Genomic DNA, 19,425 nt, shown 5'->3' with positions numbered 1-19,425 from the left:
CCCCCATGTCCTCATCCAGCCTGCGCACCGCAGCCGTCATGCTCGCCGTCGTTGGGCTCCTCGGCGCCTGTGGCGGCCAAGGGGGTGCTGCCGGCGCGGCGCCGTCCAGCGGTCAGCCGGTCTACGGCGGCACGCTGACCTACCTGGAGCACCAGCCGCCCACCTGCCTCTACCTGCCGGCCGCCGGCTTCTATCCCAACGGCGGCATCCTCAACCAGATCACCGACAAGCTGACCTGGCAGAACCCGCAGACCCTGGAGATCGAGCCCTGGATCGCCACCAAGTGGGAGGTGAACGACGACGCCACCGAATACACCTTCCACCTGCGCCAGGGCGTGACCTTCAGCGACGGCAGCCCGCTCGACGCCGCCGCCGTCGCCGCCAACTTCGACGTGTACGGCCTCGGGAACACCGAGCTCAAGCTGCCGGTCGCCGAGTTCGTCAACAACTACGAGCGCAGCGAGGTCGTCGACCCGCTGACCGTGCGCTTCCACTTCAAGAAGCCCTCTCCCGGCTTCCTCCAGGGCACCTCGGTCATCGGGGCCGGGCTGGTGTCGAAGAAGACGATCTCGCTGCCGTACGAGCAGCAGTGCCAGCTCAAGAACATCGTCGGCTCGGGCCCCTTCACGCTGAAGAAGCAGATCGTCGACAAGGAGGTGGACCTGGCCGCCCGCAAGGACTACGACTGGGCGCCGCCGTCGTCGAAGCACCAGGGACGGGCGTACCTGGACGAGATCAAGATCATCGTGACGCCCGAGGACAACGTCCGGGTCGGCGCGCTGACCTCCGGCCAGGCCGACTTCGTGCGCTATGTCCAGGCGTACGACGAGAAGACCGTCAAGGACGCCGGCTTCCAGATCTACGCCGAGCCGACCAGGGGCGTGAACAACGGCCTGTACCTGCGGCCGTCCAACAGCATCCTGAAGGACCTCGGCGTGCGCAAGGCGCTCCAGGCGGGCACCGACGCCAAGGAGGTCGTCGACACCCTGTTCACCGCGAGCTACCCGCGGGCCACCTCCGTGCTCAGCCACCTCGCCCAGGGCTACCTCGACCTGTCCGAGGACCTGGCCTACGACCCGGCCAGGGCCAACGCGCTGCTCGACAAGGCCGGCTGGACGAGGGGCGCCGACGGCGTGCGCGAGAAGGACGGCGTCAAGCTGCGGCTGGGCGTCTTCGTCGCCGGCCCGCAGCCGCTGTCCAAGCAGACGCTCGAACTCGTCGGCCAGCAGTGGGCCAAGCTCGGCGTGCAGCTGGAGATCCGCCCCGCCGACGCCGGCACCCAGGCCGTGGACATCAAGGACGCCGAGAAGACCGCCGTCGCGCACAGCATGGTCGGCCGCGCCGACCAGGACGTCATCAAGAGCCACTTCCACAGCCAGAACCGCGACGTCATCCTGTCCAAGGACAAGAAGCTCGACACCCTGCTGGAGGAGGAGTCCGCCGAGCCCGACAACGCCAAGCGCAACGCCAAGGTCGGCGAGATCCAGCGGTACGTGATCGACCAGGGCTACGCCATCCCCCTGTTCGAGGAGCCCCAGGTGTACGGCGGCGCGCCGTACGTCAAGGGCGTGGCCTTCGAGGCGGTCGCCCGGCCGTGGTTCTACTCGGCGTGGAAGGCCCAGCAATGACCAGGTATCTCCTGACCCGGGCCGGGCAGGCGGTGCTCGTGCTGTGGGCCGCCTTCACCGCGAGCTACGTGCTGCTGCAACTGCTGCCCGGCGACTCGATCCTGATCAAGTTCCAGAACCCCGAGCTCGGCCTGTCGCCGCAGCAGATCGCCGACATCCGGGCGTACTACAGCGGCGGCTCGCCGATCGGCGAGTACCTGCGCACCCTGACCGGCTTCCTGACCGGCGGCTTCGGCTACTCGATCGACACCGGCGCCCCGGTGGTCGAGCGCCTGGGCGAGGCGCTGCCCGAGACGGCCCGGCTGGCCTCTGCGGCGTTCGTCCTGGCGGTGCTGCTCGCCGTGGTGATCGCGTTCGTGGCGAGCTACAGCAGGACGTCGTGGCTGCGCGGGGCGCTGCTGTCGGTGCCGTCGCTGTTCATCTCGGTCCCGGCGTTCTGGCTGGGGATCCTGCTGATCCAGGTCTTCTCCTTCCGGCTGCGGCTGGTGCCGGTCATCGGGGGCGGCGAGCTGCAGCAGCTCGTCCTGCCGGTGCTGACGCTGGCCGTGCCGATCTCGGCGCCCGTCGCGCAGGTGCTGGCGCGCGGCATCGACCAGGTGTACGCCCAGCCGTTCGTGCCGGTGATCGCGGCCAAGGGCGCCACCCGCTGGTGGATCCTGTGGCGGCACGTGGCGCGCAACGCCGTCCTGCCGACGCTGACCGTGGCGGGCCTGACGTTCGGCGAGCTGATCGCGGGCTCGGTCGTGACGGAGACCGTCTTCGGCCGCAACGGCGTCGGCCGGCTCACCGAGCAGGCCGTGACCGCCCAGGACACGCCGGTGATGCTGGCCGTGGTGGTGCTCGCCGCGGCGGTGTTCGTCCTGGTCAACTTGGTGGTGGACGTGTTGTTCCCGGTGCTCGACCCGCGGCTGAGGGCGGCGTCGTGAGGGCGGGCCTGATCCTGTCCTGGACGGTGGTCGCCGTGGCGCTGTTGTGGGCGGTCGTCCCGGGGCTGTTCACCGGGTACGACCCGATCGCCGGCGTGCCGGTCGAGAAGCTCCAGGCGCCGAGCGGGCAGCACCTGTTCGGCACCGACGCCGTCGGGCGGGACGTGTTCGCGCGGGTGGTGCACGGGGCCGTGCACTCGCTGTCGGGGGCGTTCGTCGCCGTCGCGGTCGGCCTGCTGCTCGGCACGCTGCTCGGGCTGCTGGCCGGCTCGCTCGGCGGGGTGCCCGACGCCGCCGTCATGCGGGTCGTGGACGTGCTGCTGTCGATCCCCGGCCTGCTCCTGGCCCTGGTAGTGATCATCCTGCTCGGCCCGGGGACGGTGAACGTGGCCGTCGCGGTCGGCGTCGGCTCGGTCGCCGCGTTCGCCCGGCTGTCGCGGTCGGAGGTCGTCCGGGTGCGCCGCACCGACTACGTCGAGGCCGCGTTCGGCAGCGGCGGCCGGTTCACCGCCGTGCTGTGGCGGCACGTGCTGCCCAACTCGCTCGGCCCCGTCGTCGCGCTGGCCGCCCTGCAGTTCGGCGTGGCCATCCTGGCCATCTCGACGCTCGGCTTCCTCGGCTACGGCGCCGAGCCGCCGACCCCCGAGTGGGGGCTGCTCATCGCCGAGGGCCGCAACTACCTGGCCACGTCCTGGTGGCTGACCACGCTGCCCGGGGCCGTGGTGGTCGCGGTCGTGCTGGCCGCCGGCCGGATCAGCCGGTCCATCGCCAAGGAGTCCTCGTGAGCCTGCTCGACGTCCGCGACCTCGCGGTCTCCTACGACGGCCGCCCGGCGGTCCACGGCGTCTCCTTCACCGTCGAGCCGGGGGAGGTGGTGGCGGTCGTCGGCGAGTCGGGGTCCGGCAAGACCACGACCGCGCACTCGATCATCGGCCTGCTGCCGCGCAACGCCTCGCTGGACCGCGGCAGCGTCCTGCTGGGGGAGAACGACCTGGCGACCTGGTCGCCGCGGCGGATGGAGTCCGTCCGCGGGGCCCAGATCGGGCTGGTGCCGCAGGATCCGTCCAACTCGCTCGATCCGGTCAAGACGGTCGGGGCGCAGATCGCCGAGGTGCTGCGCATCCACAAGCGCGGCGACCGGGCCGCCGTCCGGCGCCGGGTCGTCGAGCTGCTCACCCGCGTCGGCCTGCCCGACCCCGAGACGCGGGCCCGCCAGTACCCGCACGAGCTGTCCGGCGGCATGCGCCAGCGCGTGCTGATCGCCATCGCCGTCGCGCTCGAACCCCGGCTGATCATCGCCGACGAGCCCACCAGCGCCCTGGACGTCACCGTGCAGCGGCGCATCCTGGACCTCATCGACGACCTGCGCGCCGAGTTCGGCACCGCCGTGCTGCTGGTCACCCACGACCTCGGCGTGGCCGCGAGCCGCTCCGACCGGCTGGTCGTCATGAAGGACGGCCGCGTCGAGGAGCAGGGCCCGACCAGGGGCGTCCTGGCGGCGCCCGGCGCGGACTACACCCGCGGGCTGCTGCGCGACGCCCCCGCGCTGTCGGCCCGCCCCTTCCGCGAGCCGGTGGCCGCCGAGCCCGCGATCGTGGTGCGCGACCTGGTCAAGGAGTTCCGGTCGGGGCGGCGGGCCTTCCGGGCCGTGGACGGCGTCTCCTTCGAGGTGCCGCGCGGCACCACGCACGCGCTCGTCGGGGAGTCGGGGTCCGGCAAGACCACCACCGCGCGCATGGTGGTGCGCTTCGCCGAGCCCACGTCGGGCACGGTCACCGTCCCCGGGGCCCCCGGCGGCCGCGGCTTCCGCCGGCACGTCCAGCTCGTGCACCAGAACCCGTACGGGTCGCTGGACCCGCGGCAGCCGGTCGCCGACATCGTGGAGGAGCCGTTGCGCAACTTCCGGCTCGGCGACCGGGCCGCCCGCAAGGCCCGCGTCGCCGAGCTCCTCGACCGGGTGGCGCTGCCCGCGGACGTGTCGTCGCGCAGGCCGCGCGAGCTGTCGGGCGGGCAGCGGCAGCGGGTGGCCATCGCCCGCGCGCTGGCCGCCGGCCCGCAGGTGCTCGTGCTGGACGAGGCCGTCTCGGCGCTCGACGTCACGGTCCAGGCGCAGATCCTCGACCTGCTCGGACAGCTCCAGCGCGACCTCGGCCTGACCTACCTCTTCATCTCGCACGACCTGGCGGTGGTGCGGCAGATCTCGCACACCGTCTCCGTCATGAACAAAGGACGCATCGTGGAATCAGGATCCACCCGGCGGGTCTTCACCGACCCGGCCGACGACTACACCCGCGAGCTGCTCGCCGCCATCCCGGAGCCGGTGCGATGAGGCTCGGCTTCTTCACCCGGGTCCTGGACGAGGCGCCCCCGGCCGAGCGCTACCGGCTGGCCGCCGAGCAGATCGCGCACGCCGAGTCGCTCGGCTTCGACACCGCCTGGGTGGCCCAGCACCACTTCGACGGCGAGGAGGGCGGGCTGCCCGCGCCGCTGGTGTTCCTCGCCCACGTGGCGGCCCGTACCAGCCGGATCCGGCTCGGCACCGGCATCATCACGCTGCCGCTGGAGCACCCGGTGCGGGTGGCCGAGGACGCCGCCGTGCTCGACCTGCTCACCGGCGGACGGCTGGAGATCGGGGTGGGCAGCGGCGGGACGCCGTCGTCGTTCGGGCCGTTCGGGCACGACAGCGGCGACCGCGCCGCCCTGTACGCCGAGCACCTGTCGATCCTGCTGCGGGCCTGGTCGGGCGAGGACCTGGGCGGCGGCAACCGGCTCTATCCGCCCGCGCCCCGGCTGCCCGGCGCGATCTGGGAGGCGACGTTCTCGGCCGCCGGCGGAGCGCGCGCCGGCCGGGCCGGCAACGGGCTCATGCTCTCCCGCACGCAGCCCCGGCCGGCCGACGACCCGCAGGCGACGCTGGCCGACCTGCAACGCCCGATCGTGGACGCCTACCACGAGAACCTGCCCGCGGGCGTCGTCCCGCGCATCGTGGCCTCGCGGACCGCGTTCGTGGCCGACAGCCGCGCCGAGGCGCTGCGTTGGGCCGAGCGGGGGCTCGGGCGCGGCCGGCTGCCGTGGGAGCTGCCCGGCGGCGACCTCGACAGCCGCATCGCCGCCTTCGACGTGCACGTGGGCACCCCGCAGGACGTCATCGACAGCCTGCGCGCCGATCCGACCCTCGAACGGGTCACCGACCTGGTCTTCCAGGTGCACTCGGTGGACCCGCCGCATCCGCTGATCCTGCGTTCGACCGAGTTGCTGGCGACCGAGGTCGCACCCGCGCTCGGCTGGCTCCCCTCCACCGAAATGAGCTCCACATGATCAACGACGTCATCGACCACCTGGCCGGGATAAGACCGGGCTCCCGCCTCGACAAGCTGCGCGACCTGCGGCCCGCCGCCCGCGAGCACGCCCAGCGCGGCTTCGACGCGCTCTTCGCCCCCGACGAGGAGGGCGAGGTCACCCTCGTCGAACGCGACGCCGTCGCGGCCTTCGTGACCGGGCTGCACCGCGACGCCGTCGTCGCCGGCTTCTACGCCGACCGGCTCGCCGAGCTGGCCCCCGGCCTGCTGAAGGCCGTCGAGACCGAGGTCGAGGCGGGCGCCACCACCGGCCCGTACGGCGTCTACCCCGCGCCGCTGGCCGCCGAGAGCGACGAGGGCCTGCGCTACCGGGTACGCGAACCGGACGCGCTGGGCGTCCGGCTCACCGCCGCGTTCGAGCACGCGCACCTGCTGGTGTTCCGGCCCCGCGAGGCCAGCGGGCAGGCCCTGGAGGCGCTGGCCGCGGCCGGCTGGAGCCCGACGGGCGTGGTGACGTTGTCGCAGCTCGTCGCCTTCCTCGCCTTCCAGGTGCGAGTGGTCGGCGGCCTGCGCCTGCTCGACGCGGAGGCGGCGGCGTGAGCACCGGCTTCACCCAGGAACAGCTCGGCTGGCGGCCCTGGCTGCCGCCGCTCGCGCCGGAGGAGCTGACCGAGGCCCACTACGAGGCGCTGGTGGACCGGGCGCGGGCGTCGTCGCCGTACTTCCTGCTGCTGGCCCGCGACCCCGAGATCCTGCACGCGCGCACCAAGACCGACAACGACATCTTCTACAACGTCGACGGCGGGCTGCCGCGCGCCGAGCGCGAGCTGGCCGCGACCGCGACCTCGCGGCGCAACGGCTGCGTGTTCTGCGCGTCGGTGCACGCCCGCTTCGCCGCCCACCACTCCAAGCGCCCGAAGGACGTGCAGCGCCTGCTCGACGAGGGGGTGGACGCGCCGCAGGACGGCACCTGGCGGGCGGTCGTCGACGCCTCGGTCGCGCTGGCCGCCACGCCCGTGGAGTTCGGGCCCGAGCACGTCGCGGCGCTGCGCGCGGCCGGGCTGGACGACCTGGCGATCAGCGACGCCATCCACGCCGCCGCCTTCTTCAACTGGGCGAACCGGCTCATGCTCTCACTCGGCGAACCGGAGGACCACCGATGACCGACCGTCACCTCGACCACCTCGTCTATGCCGTTCCCGACCTGCTCGCGGGGGTCGAGGACTTCGCCGCGCGCACCGGCGTGCGGCCCGTCCGGGGCGGCAGCCATCCCGGCGGCACCGCGAACTACCTGGTGCGCTTCGGGCCGACCGCGTACCTGGAGATCATCGGGCCGGACCCGGAGTCGGAGGCGCGGCCGCGGGCGTTCGGGCTGGCGACGCTGACCGAGCCGCGCCTGGCCGCCTGGGCCGTGCATCCGCAGGACCTCGACAAGACCGTGGAGCTGGCCCGCGAGCGCGGCTACGACCCCGGCGACGTGCAGCCGCTGTCCCGGCGCACCCCGTCCGGCGAGCTGCTGGAGTGGCGGCTCACCCGGCGCGAGGACCCGGCCGCGATCCGTCCGGTGCCCTTCCTCATCGACTGGGGGAGGACCACCCACCCGGCCGCCACGGACCTGCCGCTGCTTGGCCTGGTCTCCTTCGCCGCCGTCCACCCCGATCCCGGCGCGCTCCGCCGCGACCTGGCCGCCCTCGACGTGACGCTCGACGTCACCGAGGGGCCGGAGCCCGGCCTGCGGGCCGTCGTCGACACCCCGCTCGGCCACGTGACCCTGAGCTGAACCCCGTTCGAGAGAGAAAGACCCATGAGCACCCTTCGCGAGTACCTGTCGCACAAGCGCGCCGCCCTGCTGGCCCGCCGGGAGGCCCCGGCGGGCGGCCCGGTGCCGCTGCACGCCCACGTCACGGCCGAGGGCCGCAGCGGGATCCGGCGCATCAGGATCAGGGACCACCAGATCATCAGCGACAGCGGCCCCGACTTCGCCGGCTACGACCTCGGCCCCGGCTCGCCCGAGCTGCAGGCCGGCGTCCTGGGTAGCTGCGTGACGCACATCTTCCTGATCAAGGCGGCCGAGCTGGAGGTGCCGATCGACTCCCTGGAGGTGGACGTCCGCGCCGAGTACGACCCGAGGGCCCAGCTCCCCGGCGACCAGGGCGTCCCGGTGTACCCGCACAACTTCCGCTACGAGGTGCAGATCGGCTCGCCCGCCTCCGACGAGCAGCTGGCCGGGCTGCACGCCGAGGTCGAGCGGGTCTGCCCGATCCTCAACCTGATCCGCAACCCGCAGCAGATCAGCGGCTCGATCGTCCGGGTGGCGGACCCCGCGCAGCTGCCCGTCGCCTAGCGGACGGCCCCGCCCCCCGAGGGCGGGGCCCTCAGCCGGCCGTGAAGCCGGAGAACAGGGCCAGGGCCAGGGCGAGCGCGACGACCACGTTCACCACCGTCGCGGCGGCGAACACGGCGACCGGCCGCCAGCCGGCCGCCCGCAGCGCCGCCACCCGGAACTCCAGCCCGATGCTGACGAACGCCAGGATCAGGAACCAGGTCCGCAGGTCGTTGGCGACCCCGACGACCGCCTTGCCCTCGGCCGCCGGGACCGTCGTGAGCCACCAGGTGGCGATCACGGACGCGGCGACGAACCCGAGCACGAACTTCGGGAAGCGCCGCCACAGCTCGGCCGCCCCCGGCCGCTCGGCGTCCGCCCGCCGCTCGACGCGGAAGGCGAACCAGGCGGTCAGCGCGACCACGACGACGCCGATGAGCGCGTTCTGGGTGACCTTGACGATCGTGGCGATGGCCAGGGCGTCCTCGCCCGCGATCGTGCCGGCGGCGGTGACGGCGGCGGTGGTGTCGATGTTGCCGCCGATCCAGGCCCCCGCCACCTCGGGCGGCAGCCCGAACGCCGAGGCCAGGGCGGGCAGGACGAAGATCGACGGCAGCGCGAACGCGATCACCAGGCTCGCGCTGTATGCGAGCTGCTCCTTCCTGGCCTGGACGGCCCCCGCCGCCGCGATGGCCGCGCTGACCCCGCAGATCGACACGGCCGACGACAGCAGCGCGCGCAGCCGGTCGTCGAGCCCGAGCCGCCCGCCGAGCCACCAGGTGAACAGGAACACCGTGCTGATCAGCACGATCGCCTGGAGCACGGCCGGCCCGGCGGCGGTCACGATCACCTTGAGGTTGATGGACGCGCCGAGCAGCACCAGCCCGGTCTTGATGAAGAACTCGGTGCGGAACCCGCCGGCCAGCCGCTCCCGCAGCCCGGCCGCGGTCAGCAGCGCGTTGCCGAGCAGCCCGAGGGCGATCGCGTAGATCGGGAACTCGACGGCCTTGGCGAGCCCGGAGCCGGGGAACCAGCCGGGCACGCCCTTCTCCAGGAACCGGGTCGCGGCGGCCAGCACGAGGACGACCAGGACGCCGAGCGCCGTCCCGTGCCAGGTCGCGCGGTCGGCGGCGACGGCCGGGGCGCTCATCAGGGCACCAGCCCGACGGGGATGACGCCGGCGAGGACGAGGACGAGCAGGACCAGGCCGACGGCCGTGGCGGCCCAGTCCTCGTTGATCGCGACGCGGCTCTCGCGTCCGGTGGGGGATTCGTCGGTGCTCATGGGCGATGCCTTTCAGGTGGGGGGGACGTGCGGGCGGGGCCCAGCCAACCCCGCCCGCACTGGCTCGAAGTTCGCCGCGCGGCCGATCCGCCAGGCCCCGGCCACGGCGACGTTCGTGGCCGGGGCGGCCCCGGGGAGGGTCAGGCGGCGATCGGCGAGTAAGCGGCGGCGTCACCGCTGAGGGCGGTGCTGGTCCGGCCGTCCACGCCGACCGGCACGTCCCCGGCGATCGTGACCCGGTGCAGGCGGCGGGGACGGTCGCCGAAGTCGTGCACCACGCGGTGCTGGGTGGCCCGGTTGTCCCAGATCGCCACGTCGCCGGGCGACCAGCGCCAGCGGACGGTGTTCTCCACCTCGGTGACGTGCTCCTGGACCAGCCGGATGACCGCCCCGGAGGCGTGCCCGGACAGGCCGCTCAGCCGCTTGGCGAAGTCGCCGAGCAGGATCGAGCGCTCGCCGGTCTCCGGGTGCACGCGCACGACCGGGTGCTCGGTCTCGAACAGGGTGGAGGCGAACACCTCGGCGTGCTCGCGGGCCCGCTCGTCGATCGCGGCCGTGCGGACGTAGTCGTACTGGTTGGTGTGCACGGCGCGCAGCCGGTCGAGCAGGTCGCGCAGCTCGGCGGGCAGGTTCTCGTAGGCGCTGACGGTGTTGGCCCACAACGTGTCGCCGCCCGCCTCGGGCACGACGACCGCGCGCAGCACCGAGGCCAGCGGCGGCCGGTCCACGAAGGTCACGTCGGTGTGCCAGCGGTCGACCTTGTGGCCGTTGCTGTAGTCGAGGTCCAGGATGTGGGCGTTGCCGTGCAGCGCGGGCACGGTCGGGTGGGCGGCGGTCGGCTCGCCGAGCAGCCGGGCGAAGCCCACCTGGCTCTGCTCGTCGAGGTGCTCCTGACCGCGCAGGAAGATCACTTTGTGGGTGAGGAGGGCCTGGCGGAGCTCGGCCACGACGTCGGGGTGCAGATCGGGCGCGAGCCGCACCCCGGTGATCTCGGCTCCTATACGGCCGGCGACGGGGGTGATGGTCAGGGATGGCATGGTGTCCTTCCTTCCGTACGCCTCCACCGTAAATAAAAACCCACTAAATTGGTAGGGCTTGACGGAATAAGATCGCCGTGCTGGGGTGAAGGCCGTCCGGTGCGCGGGTCCGCTGCCTTTCGTGAAGAGTCTGTGACCCAGAGTGGGATTGACGAGCGCCCTCCCTTGCTCCTATAAACACTCTAAAGCCACTAAATAAGTGGGAAATAGGGAGAAGAGATGAACGCTCGCAGGGTTCGCGTAACGGTGGCCACCCTGGCCGCCCTGGCGCTGACGACCATGGCGGCCGCCTGTGGGGGCAGCGGCAGCCCTGCGGACAGCGGCGCGAAGAGCGGGGGAGCCGGCGGCGCGCAGGTGCGCCTGGGCTTCTTCCCCAACATCACCCACGCCACCGCCCTGGTCGGCGTCGAGAAGGGCATCTACGCCAAGCACCTCGGGGCCGCGCCGAAGACCAGCACGTTCAACGCCGGCCCGGCCGCGATCGAGGCCGTGTTCTCCGGCGCCATCGACGCCACCTACGTCGGCCCCAACCCGGCCATCAACGCCTGGTCGAAGTCGAAGGGCCAGGCCATCAAGATCGTCGCCGGGGCGGCGTCCGGCGGCGTGTTCCTCGTGGTCAAGCCCGGGATCAACTCGGTGGAGGACCTCAAGGGCAAGAAGATCGCCACCCCGCAGCTCGGCAACACCCAGGACGTCGCGCTGCGCTACTGGCTGACCGAGAAGGGCATCAAGACCGACACCAAGGGCGGTGGCGAGGTCTCCATCGTGCCCCAGGAGAACTCCCAGACCATCCAGACCTTCGCCACCGGCGACATCGACGGCGCCTGGGTGCCCGAGCCGTTCGCCAGCCGCCTGATCAAGGAGAGCGGCGGCAAGGTGCTGGTCGACGAGCGCGACCTGTGGCCGAACAAGCAGTTCGTGATCACTCACCTCATCGTCCGCCAGGAGTGGGCCAAGGAGCACCCCGACCTGCTCAGGAAGCTGATCGAGGCGCACGTCGAGGCCAACGACGTCATCGCCAAGGACCCGGCCGGCGCCGCGCAGACCGCCAACGCCGCGCTGCAGAAGCTGACCGGCAAGGCGCTCAAGCCCGAGGTGCTGGACAGCGCGTTCAAGAACATCACCTTCACCAACGACCCGATCGCCTCGTCGCTGGTGGGCAGCGCCGAGCACGCGACCAAGGTCGGCCTCCTCGACCCGGTCGACCTGAACGGCATCTACGACCTCAAGGTCCTCAACGAGGTCCTCGCCGCCAAGGGCCAGCAGGCCATCTCCGACAAGTAGGAGGCGCACGCGATGTCCGCTCCGCTCACGGAGCAGGTCACCGGCCGGGTCGAGGGGCAGAGCCCCGCGGTCCGGCTGGAGGCCGTCTCCAAGCTCTACGGTCAGGGCCGGACGGCCCTGCAAGCCCTCGACCAGGTCTCGCTGTCGGTGGCCCCCGGCGAGTTCGTCTGCCTGCTCGGCGCGTCCGGCTGCGGCAAGAGCACGCTGCTGTCGCTGGTCGCCGGGCTCGACCGGCCCACGGCCGGCCGGATCGACGTGGACGGCGACCGCGTCGCGCTCATGTTCCAGGAACCCGCGCTGTTCCCCTGGCTGACCGTCTCGGCCAACGTCGAGATGGCAATGCGCGCCAAGGGCGTGAGCAGGCGGGAGCGCCGGGACCGGGCCGCCGAGTTCCTCGACATCGTCCACCTGGCCGGGTTCGGCGGGAAACGGCCGCACGAGCTGTCCGGCGGCATGCGCCAGCGCGTCGCCCTGGCCAGGGCGCTCGCCCAGGACGCCGACGTGCTGCTGATGGACGAGCCCTTCGGCGCCCTGGACGCCATGACCCGCGACCTGCTGCACGACGAGCTCGAACGCATCTGGCGGGAACGCGCCCTGTCGGTCCTGTTCGTCACCCACAACGTGCGCGAGGCCGTCCGGCTCGGCGACCGGGTCGTGCTGCTGTCCAGCCGGCCGGGGCGGGTGGTCGAGGACTTCCCCGTCGCGCTGCCGCGGCCCCGGCGTACCGACTCGGGCGAGGTGGCCGAGCTGGCGGGGGAGATCACCGGCCGCCTCCGCCAGGAGGTCCTGCGCCACGCCCGTCAGGAGGAGCCCGCATGACGACGACGGACACCCACGCCCAGCAGCTCGCCGGGCTCGACGCGCTGGAGCTGGGCACCGGCCACCGCGCCGGCCCGGCCTCCCGGCTGTGGGCGGGGCTGTGGCCGATCGCCACGGCCGTGCTCATCGTGCTGGCCGTCTGGCAGGCCGTGGTGTGGGCGGGCTGGTGGCCCGAGTACGTCTTCGCCGGGCCGGTCACCACGCTCGCCGAGCTCGGGCACCGGCTGGGCGACCCCGAGTTCTACACCGCGCTGACGGTCACCATGCGCCGCGCGGTCACCGGGTTCGCCCTGGCGATCGCCGCCGGGCTGGTCGTCGGGGCGCTGGTCTCGCGGATCGGGCCGCTGCGCCGCGCCACGGGCTCGCTGATCACCGGGCTCCAGACGATGCCGTCCATCGCCTGGTTCCCGCTGGCCATCCTGCTGTTCGGGCTGTCGGAGAGCGCGATCCTGTTCGTGGTGGTGCTGGGCGCGGCGCCGTCCATCGCCAACGGCCTGATCACCGGGGTGGACTACACGCCGCCGATCCTGCTGCGCGCCGGGCACATGCTCGGCTTCCGCCGGATCGCGCTCTACCGGCACGTCATCCTGCCGGCCTCGCTGCCGTCGTTCCTGGCCGGGCTCAAGCAGGGCTGGGCGTTCGCCTGGCGCTCGCTGATGGCCGGTGAGCTGCTGGTCATCATCGCCAACCAGGCCTCGCTGGGCGAGCAGCTCCACTACGCCCGCGAGCTGGCCGACTCGCCCGGCCTGCTGGCCACCATGATCGTCATCCTGGTCATCGGCATCGTGGTGGACCGCGTCTTCGGCCTGGCGGACGGCGCGCTGCGCCGCCGCTGGGGCCTGCACCAGGTGAGCGCCTGAGCAGCAGACGGTCATGCGGATCTCCGCCAGAACCCAGTACGCCCTGCGCGCCGCGGCCGAGCTGGCCGCGGCGCCGCCGGGCCCCATGCCCGCCGAGAAGATCGCCACGGCCCAGGGCATCCCCCGCAAGTTCCTCGACAACATCCTGCTGCAGCTGCGCCGGGCGGGCCTGCTGCACAGCCAGCGCGGCCCCGACGGCGGCTACTGGCTGGCCAGGCCCGCCGGCGAGATCACCCTCGCCGACATCGTGCTGATCGTCGAAGGCGTCTCCGAGGGCGGCGACCACGGCGGCTATCCCGGTGTGGCCAGCCCGCTCGCCGAGGTGTGGAGCGCGCTGCGCGACCACGAGGAGATGATGCTGGCCGACATCACGCTGGCCGACATCGCCCGCGCGAGCGTGCGGCTGGGCGACGAGCCGCGCTGAGGGACGTCCCACCGGCCCGCGGCTAGCCGGCCACCCCGTTCTCCCAGGCCCACGCGATGATCTCGACCCGGTTGCGTACGCCCAGCTTGTCCAGGATGGCGGAGATGTGGCCCTTCACGGTGCTCAGTGAGATGTGCAGGGCGGCGGCGATCTCCTGGTTGGTGCTTCCGGCGGCCACGGCGCGCACCACGTCGGTCTCCCGCTCCGACAGCGGGCGCACCGCTCCCTTCGCGCGCGGCGCCCGCCCGGCCAGGCGGCCCAGCAGGCGCGGCGTGATCGACGGCGAGATCAGGGCGTCCCCGGCGCCGGCCGCCCGTACGGCCTCGGCGAGCAGGGCCGGGCCGGCGTCCTTCAGCACGAACCCGGCCGCGCCGGAGCGCAGCGCGTCGTAGACGTACTCGTCCAGGTCGAAGGTGGTGACCACGACCACCGGCAGCGGGTCGGGCACGCCGGCGCCGGCCAGGGCGCGGGTCACCGCGATGCCGTCCATGCCGGGCATGAGGATGTCCACGAGGCAGACGTCGGGGCGTACCCGCCGGGCCAGCTCCACGGCCTCCACGCCGTCCCGGGCCTCGGCCACCACGCGGATGTCGGGCTGGTCCTCCAGGATCAGCCGCAGGCCCCGCCGGACCATCGCCTGGTCGTCGGCCAGCAGCACGCCGATCGTCATCGCCGCCCCTTGAGGGGCCCGGCGAGCGGCAGGGTGGCGTGGACCGTCCAGCCGCCCTCCGGCCGGGGGCCCGCGCGCAGGGTGCCGTCGAGGGCCTCGACGCGTTCGCGCATGCCGAGCAGGCCGTAGCCGCCGCGGCTGCGGGACGGCGGCGCGGCCGGCGCGTCGTCGGCGACCTCGACCACGACCGCGCACTCCTGCCCGGTGACCTCGACGGCGACCTCCACGGTGACCGCGCGGGCGCGGGCCGCGTGGCGGGCGACGTTCGTCAGCGACTCCTGGACGATCCGGTAGACGGTGCCGGCCACCTCCGGCGGCCAGCCCTCGGTCCCGCCGGGGGCGCGCAGGGTCACGGGCGGGCCGTCGAAGCCGCCGACCAGGTCGGTGAGCCGGCCGGGCGGGCCGGGCACGTCGTCGGCGGCCTCGCGCAGCAGGCCCACGACGCGGCGCAGCGCGGCCAGGGCGCCGGCGCCGGCGTCCTCGATGTCCTCCAGCGACTCCTCCAGCGACTCCTCCAGCGGGCCCGACCCCCTGCGGGCCAGCAGCCGGGCGGCCTGGGCCTGCAGGACGATGCCGGTCAGGTGGTGGGCGGCCACGTCGTGCAGCTCCCTGGCGAGCCTGCGGCGCTCGTCGTGCCGGACGCGGTCGGCGGCCGACAGGCGGCGCGCCGCCAGCAGCCGCAGACCGCCGCCGACGCCCAGGGCGGCCAGCCACCCGGCCGCGTTGAGCGCCACCGTGGCCCCGTTGTGCGCCCCGGGCACGCTCGCCGCGACGACCGCGAGCCCACCTGCCGCGACGGCGCAGGCCGGCCGTACGGGAAGCGTCCTGACGGCCGAGCCGACCAGCACGGACAGGCCCAGCGCCATGGCCGGTCCCGGCTCGTTGGGCAGCCCGGCCCACGCGGCGACCACGACGGCCACCGCCGCCACCGCCAGCCCGCCCGCGGCCGTCCACACCGGGGTCAGGCGGCGGGCCAGGGCCAGCGCGCACACCGCCGCTCCCGCCGCGCAGTCGAACACCCAGTAGCCGCCGCCCCAGCTCCCGGCGATCAGAGCGGCCCAGAAGGCGAGCACGGCGACGGCCGCCGCCGCCAGCGCGGCCTGCGCCGTCACGGCCGCGGCCCGCCGCCCGCCAGGCCAGGCGAGCTCCGGCCGGTTCCGCACGTTCACGCACCCAGGCTAGGGAGGCGGGGCCGCCCGGCACACCGGCCGAAAGTACGGTCGCCGCGGCCCGAACCCTGCTTCGGACCCTCCCCGCGCCCCGCCGCCCGCCGCAGGATGAGGCTTCATGCCCCATGACGACCCGCGGCCCGCCCGCGCCCTGCCCCAGGACAGCCCGCCCCCCGCCGCCGGGCGGTCGCGCATCATCGCGCTCGACGTCGTGCGCGGTTTCGCCCTGTGCGGGATCCTGCTGGCCAACGTCCAGCCGATCTCGCACGTCGGCACCGACCCCGTCACCGCGCAGCAGGCGACGCTCGACGACACCGCCCGCTGGCTGGGCCTGCTCGTCGAGCAGCGCTTCTTCCCGATCTTCTCGCTGCTGTTCGGCGTCGGCTTCTCGCTGCTGCTCGACTCCGCCGCGGCCCGCGTGCCCCGTCCGCGGGCGCTGCTGCTGCGCAGGCTCCTCGTGCTGGGCTGCATGGGCCTGGCGCACATGTTCCTGCTGTGGCGCGGCGACATCCTGACCGTCTACGCGGTCGTCGGCCTGGTGGTGCTGCTGCCCTCGACGTGGCTGCCGCGCTGGGCCGTGGCCGGGCTCGCCGCCGTGCTCGTCGTCGCGGCGCTGCTCGCCTTCGGGGGCGGCACGATGCTGGTGCCCGGCCTGTTCCTGCTGGGCTCGGCCCTCACCAGGTACGGCGTGATCGACCGGATCGAGAGCTCCACCCGCGTCCCGGCGCTGCTGGCCGTGGGCTTCGCCGCGGCCACCGTCCCGGCCCTGACCTGGCAGGCGGGGACCACGGGCGTCCCCCTGCCGATGGCCGCGTCCGGGCTGCTCATGGCCGGTCTGTACGTGTGCGTCCTGCTCGTCCTGCTCAGGACCCCGCTGCGTCCGGCGCTGCGGGCCGTCTTCGCCCCGCTGGGCCGCATGGCGCTGACCAACTACCTGAGCGCCACCGTCCTGGTCCTGGTCCTCGGCAGGCTGGCCGGCGGCCCCCCGGAGAGCTGGACGCTGACCACGATCGTGGGGATCGCCGCCGTCATCCTGGCTCTGCAGTGGGCGTGGTCCACCCTGTGGCTGCGCCGGTACCGCTTCGGCCCGCTGGAATGGCTGTGGCGCTGGGCCACCTGGGGCCGCCGTCCCGTCCAGCGGGGCCGGTGAGGCAGGAGAAAATTCCGGGACGAATCCCTGCAACCCTCCGCCCGGCCGGTCGCGTTGGAACGGGCGAAGGGAGATCACCACATTGGACGCTCATGACGGCTTCCGCGAGTTCGTCATCGCCCGGCAACAGGCGCTGATGCGGACCGCCTACCTGCTCGTGGGCGACCCTCACCTGGCCGAGGACCTGCTCCAGAGCGTGCTGGTCAAGGTCGTCCGGCACTGGCACAAGCTGGCGCGGGACGGCAACCCGGAGGCGTACACGCGTAAGGCGCTGGTCAACCAGTACATCTCGTGGCGGCGCCGGCCGAACCACGAGCTGCCCAGCGCCGACCCGCCCGAGCGCGCGGTCACCTACGACGAGGACGCGCTCGACCGGATCGTGCTGCGCCAGGCGCTGGACAAGCTGACGCGCAAGCAGCGCGCGGTGATCGTCCTGCGCTTCTGGGAGGACCTCACCGAGGCCCAGACCGCGGACGCGCTCGGCTGCGCGGTCGGCACGGTGAAGAGCCAGACCCATCACGCGCTGGCGCGCCTGCGCGCGCTGGCCCCCGACCTCGTGGACTCGCGAACCGCTCAGGAGGCGGCCCGATGACCAGACTGCGGAACGCACTGAACGGCATGGCCGAGGAGGCGCCTTCGGTGAACCTGGCCGACGTGGCGGTGGCGGGGTTCCGGCGCAGACGCCGGGCCTCGGCGACGCTGGCGGCCGCCGCCACGATCGCGGTGCTGGCCGGGGTGACGGCGACCGTGCTGGTGGCCGGGCCGCGACGGGTGCAGTCCGCCGCGCCGCAGACGGCGGCCGTGCCCGTGCTGCCCGCGGGGAAGGTGGGGACGCTCAGCCACGCCTACCGGGAGACCTGCCTGACCGCCAAGGGGAAGAGCGCGCCGCCCGGCTGCGCGCAGGACGAATGGCGGGTGGTCACCAGCGACGGCAGGACGTACCGGGTGCCCCAGGCGCTCGGGACGACCGCCAGGAAGGACCGCGTGCCCGTCGCCCTCAGCCGCGACGGCCGCATGTTCGCCTACTACGACAAGGACGCGGGGGCGCACGTCGTCCGGGACATGGTGACCGGCGTGGAGACGGTCTCCGCCGCGAAGGTGGCGGAGGAACGCCTCGGCACGGGCTCCATGCTGGTGGTCTCCGACGACGGCCGCCACCTGGCGTTCGACCCGCGCGAGGGCACCAAGGACCCCGGCCTGCTGATCGACGTGCGGACCGGCGGGACGGTGTCCGTCCCCGGCGTGTACGAGCCGGTCGCCATCAAGGACGGCGTCGCCGAGCTGGTCCGCTACCGCAGGACCGACCTGCTGTTCATGCCGGTCGCCGGCGGCGGCAGGCCGGTGCGCTTCGACGGCGTCTTCATCATGTTCAGCGAGCTCGCCCCGGACGGCCGCACGGTGGTCGCCTTCGAGTTCCCGCCCGGTAGGACGGCCCGGCCCGAGTACCTCACCCGCAGGCTCACCGTGCTCGACGCCAAGACCGGCCGCACCCTGCGGAAGGTCTCCGTGAAGGGCCTGCCGGGGCGGGCGGGCATCGACGGCACGACGATCTGGCGGAGCCCGTCGGAGGTCACGCTGATCGCCGAGGTCGGGCAGGACACCAGGGCCTACGCGGTGGACGTCCGCACCGGCCGGGCCAAGCTGGTGGCCGGCTATCCCGGCCGGTCCAGGGCCCAGCTGGTCACGCCAGGAGCCGCCGGCGGCCTATGAGGCTCCCGGGAGCGCTGCCTGTACGGAGGCCAGGCAGCGCTCCACCACGGGACGCGGGTCGAAGGCGTAGTCCCCGGCCCCGAACAGCTCGAACGTCATCGCCCCCCGGTAGCCCCTGCGGTCCAGCGCGGCCAGGTACTCCGCCAGCGGCAGCTCGCCGTCGCCCCAGGCCAGGTGCCCGGTGGGGGAGCCGTCGATGAGGTGCACGTGCCTGACCCGGTCGCCGAGGGCGTCGAAGTAGTCGTCCACGCCCTCCCCGGCCGCCGCCATGGCCACGGTGTCCAGCACCGCGCCCAGGTTCGGGGCGCCCACCTCGTCGATCATGCGGGCCAGCGTGGGCGCGTCGTTGACCAGGTTGGACTCCACCCGCTGCAACGCCTCCAGCACGCAGGAGACGCCGAGCGTCCCGGCGTAGGCGCAGATCTCGCCGATCGCGTCGGCCGAGCGCCGCCAGGCGGCGGCGACCGGCTCGTCCTCGAAGCCCCGGCCCGGGGTCAGCAGCAGCAGCTCGGCCCCCAGCTCGGCGGCCAGTTCGGCGGCCCGGCGGAACGTCGCCACGCTCGCGGCCCGCAGCCGGGTGTCCGGCGAGGCCAGGTTGACGGGGTAGGCCACCTGCTCGGGCGTCAGGCAGCGGACGGTGAGCCCCAGCCCGGCGGCGCGCCGGCGGATCGCCCGCGCCCCGGCGTCGCTCAGCCACGGCACGTGCAGCTGCGGCGCGACGCCCCACAGCTCCAGGTGCTCGCGCCCGAGCGCGGCGGCGTCGTCGAGGAAGCGGTCGAAGGGCAGGTGCTGGTAGGCGAAGTTGGAACCGGTGATCTGACGCAGTGACAACGACATCGGAC

The 19,425-nt window shown here is 73.5% G+C and carries 22 protein-coding genes; 16 read left to right on the top strand and 6 right to left on the bottom strand.

Going from position 1 to position 19,425, the window contains the following annotated elements:
- The first annotated feature begins 5 nt into the window (after nt 1-5).
- The 9 genes from ACIBQ8_RS19155 to ACIBQ8_RS19115 are packed head-to-tail and all read left to right on the top strand — an operon-like array spanning nt 6 to nt 8,197.
- Complete coding sequence (locus ACIBQ8_RS19155; protein ID WP_397192588.1) at nt 6-1,628, top strand: TIGR04028 family ABC transporter substrate-binding protein; 1,623 nt, start codon at nt 6-8, stop codon at nt 1,626-1,628.
- Nucleotides 1,625-2,554: an ABC transporter permease gene (locus ACIBQ8_RS19150; RefSeq protein WP_397170052.1), complete on the top strand. Its 930-nt coding sequence runs from the start codon at nt 1,625-1,627 to the stop codon at nt 2,552-2,554. The genes ACIBQ8_RS19155 and ACIBQ8_RS19150 overlap by 4 nt, the downstream gene beginning before the upstream one ends.
- Nucleotides 2,551-3,339 (top strand): ABC transporter permease, encoded by a 789-nt coding sequence (locus ACIBQ8_RS19145; RefSeq protein ID WP_397192587.1) that lies wholly within the window; start codon nt 2,551-2,553, stop codon nt 3,337-3,339. The genes ACIBQ8_RS19150 and ACIBQ8_RS19145 overlap by 4 nt, the downstream gene beginning before the upstream one ends.
- Complete coding sequence (locus tag ACIBQ8_RS19140; RefSeq protein ID WP_397192586.1) at nt 3,336-4,883, top strand: dipeptide ABC transporter ATP-binding protein; 1,548 nt, start codon at nt 3,336-3,338, stop codon at nt 4,881-4,883. Before ACIBQ8_RS19145 ends, ACIBQ8_RS19140 begins: the two co-directional genes overlap by 4 nt.
- On the top strand, nt 4,880-5,872 hold the full coding sequence (locus tag ACIBQ8_RS19135; protein WP_397192585.1) for a putative FMN-dependent luciferase-like monooxygenase: 993 nt from the start codon (nt 4,880-4,882) through the stop codon (nt 5,870-5,872). The genes ACIBQ8_RS19140 and ACIBQ8_RS19135 overlap by 4 nt, the downstream gene beginning before the upstream one ends.
- Nucleotides 5,869-6,453, top strand: a complete 585-nt coding sequence (locus ACIBQ8_RS19130) for a CMD domain protein (RefSeq protein ID WP_397170045.1) — start codon at nt 5,869-5,871, stop codon at nt 6,451-6,453. Before ACIBQ8_RS19135 ends, ACIBQ8_RS19130 begins: the two co-directional genes overlap by 4 nt.
- Nucleotides 6,450-7,016, top strand: a complete 567-nt coding sequence (locus ACIBQ8_RS19125) for an alkylhydroperoxidase domain protein (protein WP_397192584.1) — start codon at nt 6,450-6,452, stop codon at nt 7,014-7,016. Before ACIBQ8_RS19130 ends, ACIBQ8_RS19125 begins: the two co-directional genes overlap by 4 nt.
- On the top strand, nt 7,013-7,633 hold the full coding sequence (locus ACIBQ8_RS19120; protein ID WP_397192583.1) for a VOC family protein: 621 nt from the start codon (nt 7,013-7,015) through the stop codon (nt 7,631-7,633). Before ACIBQ8_RS19125 ends, ACIBQ8_RS19120 begins: the two co-directional genes overlap by 4 nt.
- A gap of 24 nt (nt 7,634-7,657) precedes the next feature.
- Entirely contained in the window at nt 7,658-8,197 is a 540-nt protein-coding gene (locus ACIBQ8_RS19115) for an OsmC family protein (RefSeq protein ID WP_397170041.1), read from the top strand.
- A 31-nt stretch (nt 8,198-8,228) separates the two neighbouring features.
- Here ACIBQ8_RS19115 and ACIBQ8_RS19110 read toward each other — a convergent pair whose 3' ends face one another.
- The 3 genes from ACIBQ8_RS19110 to ACIBQ8_RS19100 form a co-directional block, all read right to left on the bottom strand.
- Entirely contained in the window at nt 8,229-9,326 is a 1,098-nt protein-coding gene (locus tag ACIBQ8_RS19110) for a YeiH family protein (RefSeq protein WP_397192582.1), read from the bottom strand.
- A complete protein-coding gene (locus ACIBQ8_RS19105; RefSeq protein ID WP_397170037.1) occupies nt 9,326-9,460 on the bottom strand; it encodes a hypothetical protein in 135 nt (44 codons plus the stop codon). The genes ACIBQ8_RS19110 and ACIBQ8_RS19105 overlap by 1 nt, the downstream gene beginning before the upstream one ends.
- 140 nt (nt 9,461-9,600) lie before the next feature.
- Nucleotides 9,601-10,497 carry a TauD/TfdA dioxygenase family protein gene (locus ACIBQ8_RS19100; protein ID WP_397192581.1) on the bottom strand — a complete coding sequence of 299 codons (897 nt, stop codon included), beginning with the start codon at nt 10,495-10,497 and terminating at the stop codon, nt 9,601-9,603.
- 219 nt (nt 10,498-10,716) lie between these two features.
- Here ACIBQ8_RS19100 and ACIBQ8_RS19095 point away from each other — a divergent pair, with 219 nt between their 5' ends.
- From ACIBQ8_RS19095 to ACIBQ8_RS19080, 4 genes are read left to right on the top strand one after another with little or no spacing between them, the layout of a single operon-like run.
- A complete protein-coding gene (locus ACIBQ8_RS19095; RefSeq protein ID WP_397192580.1) occupies nt 10,717-11,781 on the top strand; it encodes an ABC transporter substrate-binding protein in 1,065 nt (354 codons plus the stop codon).
- A 12-nt stretch (nt 11,782-11,793) separates the two neighbouring features.
- Complete coding sequence (locus ACIBQ8_RS19090) at nt 11,794-12,600, top strand: ABC transporter ATP-binding protein (protein ID WP_397192579.1); 807 nt, start codon at nt 11,794-11,796, stop codon at nt 12,598-12,600.
- Complete coding sequence (locus ACIBQ8_RS19085) at nt 12,597-13,460, top strand: ABC transporter permease (RefSeq protein WP_397170031.1); 864 nt, start codon at nt 12,597-12,599, stop codon at nt 13,458-13,460. The genes ACIBQ8_RS19090 and ACIBQ8_RS19085 overlap by 4 nt, the downstream gene beginning before the upstream one ends.
- A gap of 13 nt (nt 13,461-13,473) precedes the next feature.
- A complete protein-coding gene (locus tag ACIBQ8_RS19080) occupies nt 13,474-13,884 on the top strand; it encodes an Rrf2 family transcriptional regulator (protein WP_352324791.1) in 411 nt (136 codons plus the stop codon).
- A gap of 22 nt (nt 13,885-13,906) precedes the next feature.
- Here the strand turns inward: ACIBQ8_RS19080 and ACIBQ8_RS19075 are convergent, their stop codons facing one another.
- Together ACIBQ8_RS19075 and ACIBQ8_RS19070 are read right to left on the bottom strand one after the other, a co-directional pair.
- Nucleotides 13,907-14,554, bottom strand: a complete 648-nt coding sequence (locus tag ACIBQ8_RS19075) for a response regulator (protein WP_397170029.1) — start codon at nt 14,552-14,554, stop codon at nt 13,907-13,909.
- Nucleotides 14,551-15,723 carry a sensor histidine kinase gene (locus tag ACIBQ8_RS19070; RefSeq protein ID WP_397192578.1) on the bottom strand — a complete coding sequence of 391 codons (1,173 nt, stop codon included), beginning with the start codon at nt 15,721-15,723 and terminating at the stop codon, nt 14,551-14,553. Before ACIBQ8_RS19070 ends, ACIBQ8_RS19075 begins: the two co-directional genes overlap by 4 nt.
- Nucleotides 15,724-15,841: 118 nt before the next feature.
- Here ACIBQ8_RS19070 and ACIBQ8_RS19065 point away from each other — a divergent pair, with 118 nt between their 5' ends.
- The 3 genes from ACIBQ8_RS19065 (at nt 15,842) to ACIBQ8_RS19055 (ending at nt 18,583) form a co-directional block, all read left to right on the top strand.
- On the top strand, nt 15,842-16,873 hold the full coding sequence (locus ACIBQ8_RS19065; protein WP_397192577.1) for a DUF418 domain-containing protein: 1,032 nt from the start codon (nt 15,842-15,844) through the stop codon (nt 16,871-16,873).
- Nucleotides 16,874-16,955: 82 nt separating this feature from the next.
- Nucleotides 16,956-17,465: a SigE family RNA polymerase sigma factor gene (locus ACIBQ8_RS19060; protein ID WP_397170024.1), complete on the top strand. Its 510-nt coding sequence runs from the start codon at nt 16,956-16,958 to the stop codon at nt 17,463-17,465.
- Nucleotides 17,462-18,583 carry a hypothetical protein gene (locus tag ACIBQ8_RS19055; RefSeq protein ID WP_397170022.1) on the top strand — a complete coding sequence of 374 codons (1,122 nt, stop codon included), beginning with the start codon at nt 17,462-17,464 and terminating at the stop codon, nt 18,581-18,583. Before ACIBQ8_RS19060 ends, ACIBQ8_RS19055 begins: the two co-directional genes overlap by 4 nt.
- Here the strand turns inward: ACIBQ8_RS19055 and ACIBQ8_RS19050 are convergent.
- A complete protein-coding gene (locus tag ACIBQ8_RS19050; RefSeq protein ID WP_397192576.1) occupies nt 18,578-19,420 on the bottom strand; it encodes a sugar phosphate isomerase/epimerase family protein in 843 nt (280 codons plus the stop codon). The two genes, ACIBQ8_RS19055 and ACIBQ8_RS19050, sit on opposite strands and share 6 nt — an antisense overlap.
- Nucleotides 19,421-19,425: the final 5 nt, after the last annotated feature.

Origin of the sequence: Nonomuraea sp. NPDC049646 (assembly GCF_044465525.1) — a bacterium.
GTDB lineage: Bacteria > Actinomycetota > Actinomycetes > Streptosporangiales > Streptosporangiaceae > Nonomuraea.
The sequence above is the reverse complement of the archived record's forward strand: the minus strand, read 5'-3'. Positions and strand labels throughout refer to the sequence as shown.

Excerpts from the sequence above, each read along its gene's own strand:
- ACIBQ8_RS19155 (WP_397192588.1), top strand. The coding sequence starts at position 6 with ATGTCCTCATCCAGCCTGCGCACCGCAGCCGTCATGCTCGCCGTCGTT.
- ACIBQ8_RS19150 (WP_397170052.1), top strand. The coding sequence starts at position 1,625 with ATGACCAGGTATCTCCTGACCCGGGCCGGGCAGGCGGTGCTCGTGCTG.
- ACIBQ8_RS19135 (WP_397192585.1), top strand. The coding sequence starts at position 4,880 with ATGAGGCTCGGCTTCTTCACCCGGGTCCTGGACGAGGCGCCCCCGGCC.
- ACIBQ8_RS19130 (WP_397170045.1), top strand. The coding sequence starts at position 5,869 with ATGATCAACGACGTCATCGACCACCTGGCCGGGATAAGACCGGGCTCC.
- ACIBQ8_RS19120 (WP_397192583.1), top strand. The coding sequence starts at position 7,013 with ATGACCGACCGTCACCTCGACCACCTCGTCTATGCCGTTCCCGACCTG.
- ACIBQ8_RS19115 (WP_397170041.1), top strand. The coding sequence starts at position 7,658 with ATGAGCACCCTTCGCGAGTACCTGTCGCACAAGCGCGCCGCCCTGCTG.
- ACIBQ8_RS19110 (WP_397192582.1), bottom strand. The coding sequence starts at position 9,326 with ATGAGCGCCCCGGCCGTCGCCGCCGACCGCGCGACCTGGCACGGGACG.
- ACIBQ8_RS19105 (WP_397170037.1), bottom strand. The coding sequence starts at position 9,460 with ATGAGCACCGACGAATCCCCCACCGGACGCGAGAGCCGCGTCGCGATC.
- ACIBQ8_RS19100 (WP_397192581.1), bottom strand. The coding sequence starts at position 10,497 with ATGCCATCCCTGACCATCACCCCCGTCGCCGGCCGTATAGGAGCCGAG.
- ACIBQ8_RS19095 (WP_397192580.1), top strand. The coding sequence starts at position 10,717 with ATGAACGCTCGCAGGGTTCGCGTAACGGTGGCCACCCTGGCCGCCCTG.
- ACIBQ8_RS19090 (WP_397192579.1), top strand. The coding sequence starts at position 11,794 with ATGTCCGCTCCGCTCACGGAGCAGGTCACCGGCCGGGTCGAGGGGCAG.
- ACIBQ8_RS19085 (WP_397170031.1), top strand. The coding sequence starts at position 12,597 with ATGACGACGACGGACACCCACGCCCAGCAGCTCGCCGGGCTCGACGCG.
- ACIBQ8_RS19080 (WP_352324791.1), top strand. The coding sequence starts at position 13,474 with ATGCGGATCTCCGCCAGAACCCAGTACGCCCTGCGCGCCGCGGCCGAG.
- ACIBQ8_RS19075 (WP_397170029.1), bottom strand. The coding sequence starts at position 14,554 with ATGACGATCGGCGTGCTGCTGGCCGACGACCAGGCGATGGTCCGGCGG.
- ACIBQ8_RS19065 (WP_397192577.1), top strand. The coding sequence starts at position 15,842 with ATGCCCCATGACGACCCGCGGCCCGCCCGCGCCCTGCCCCAGGACAGC.
- ACIBQ8_RS19055 (WP_397170022.1), top strand. The coding sequence starts at position 17,462 with ATGACCAGACTGCGGAACGCACTGAACGGCATGGCCGAGGAGGCGCCT.
- ACIBQ8_RS19050 (WP_397192576.1), bottom strand. The coding sequence starts at position 19,420 with ATGTCGTTGTCACTGCGTCAGATCACCGGTTCCAACTTCGCCTACCAG.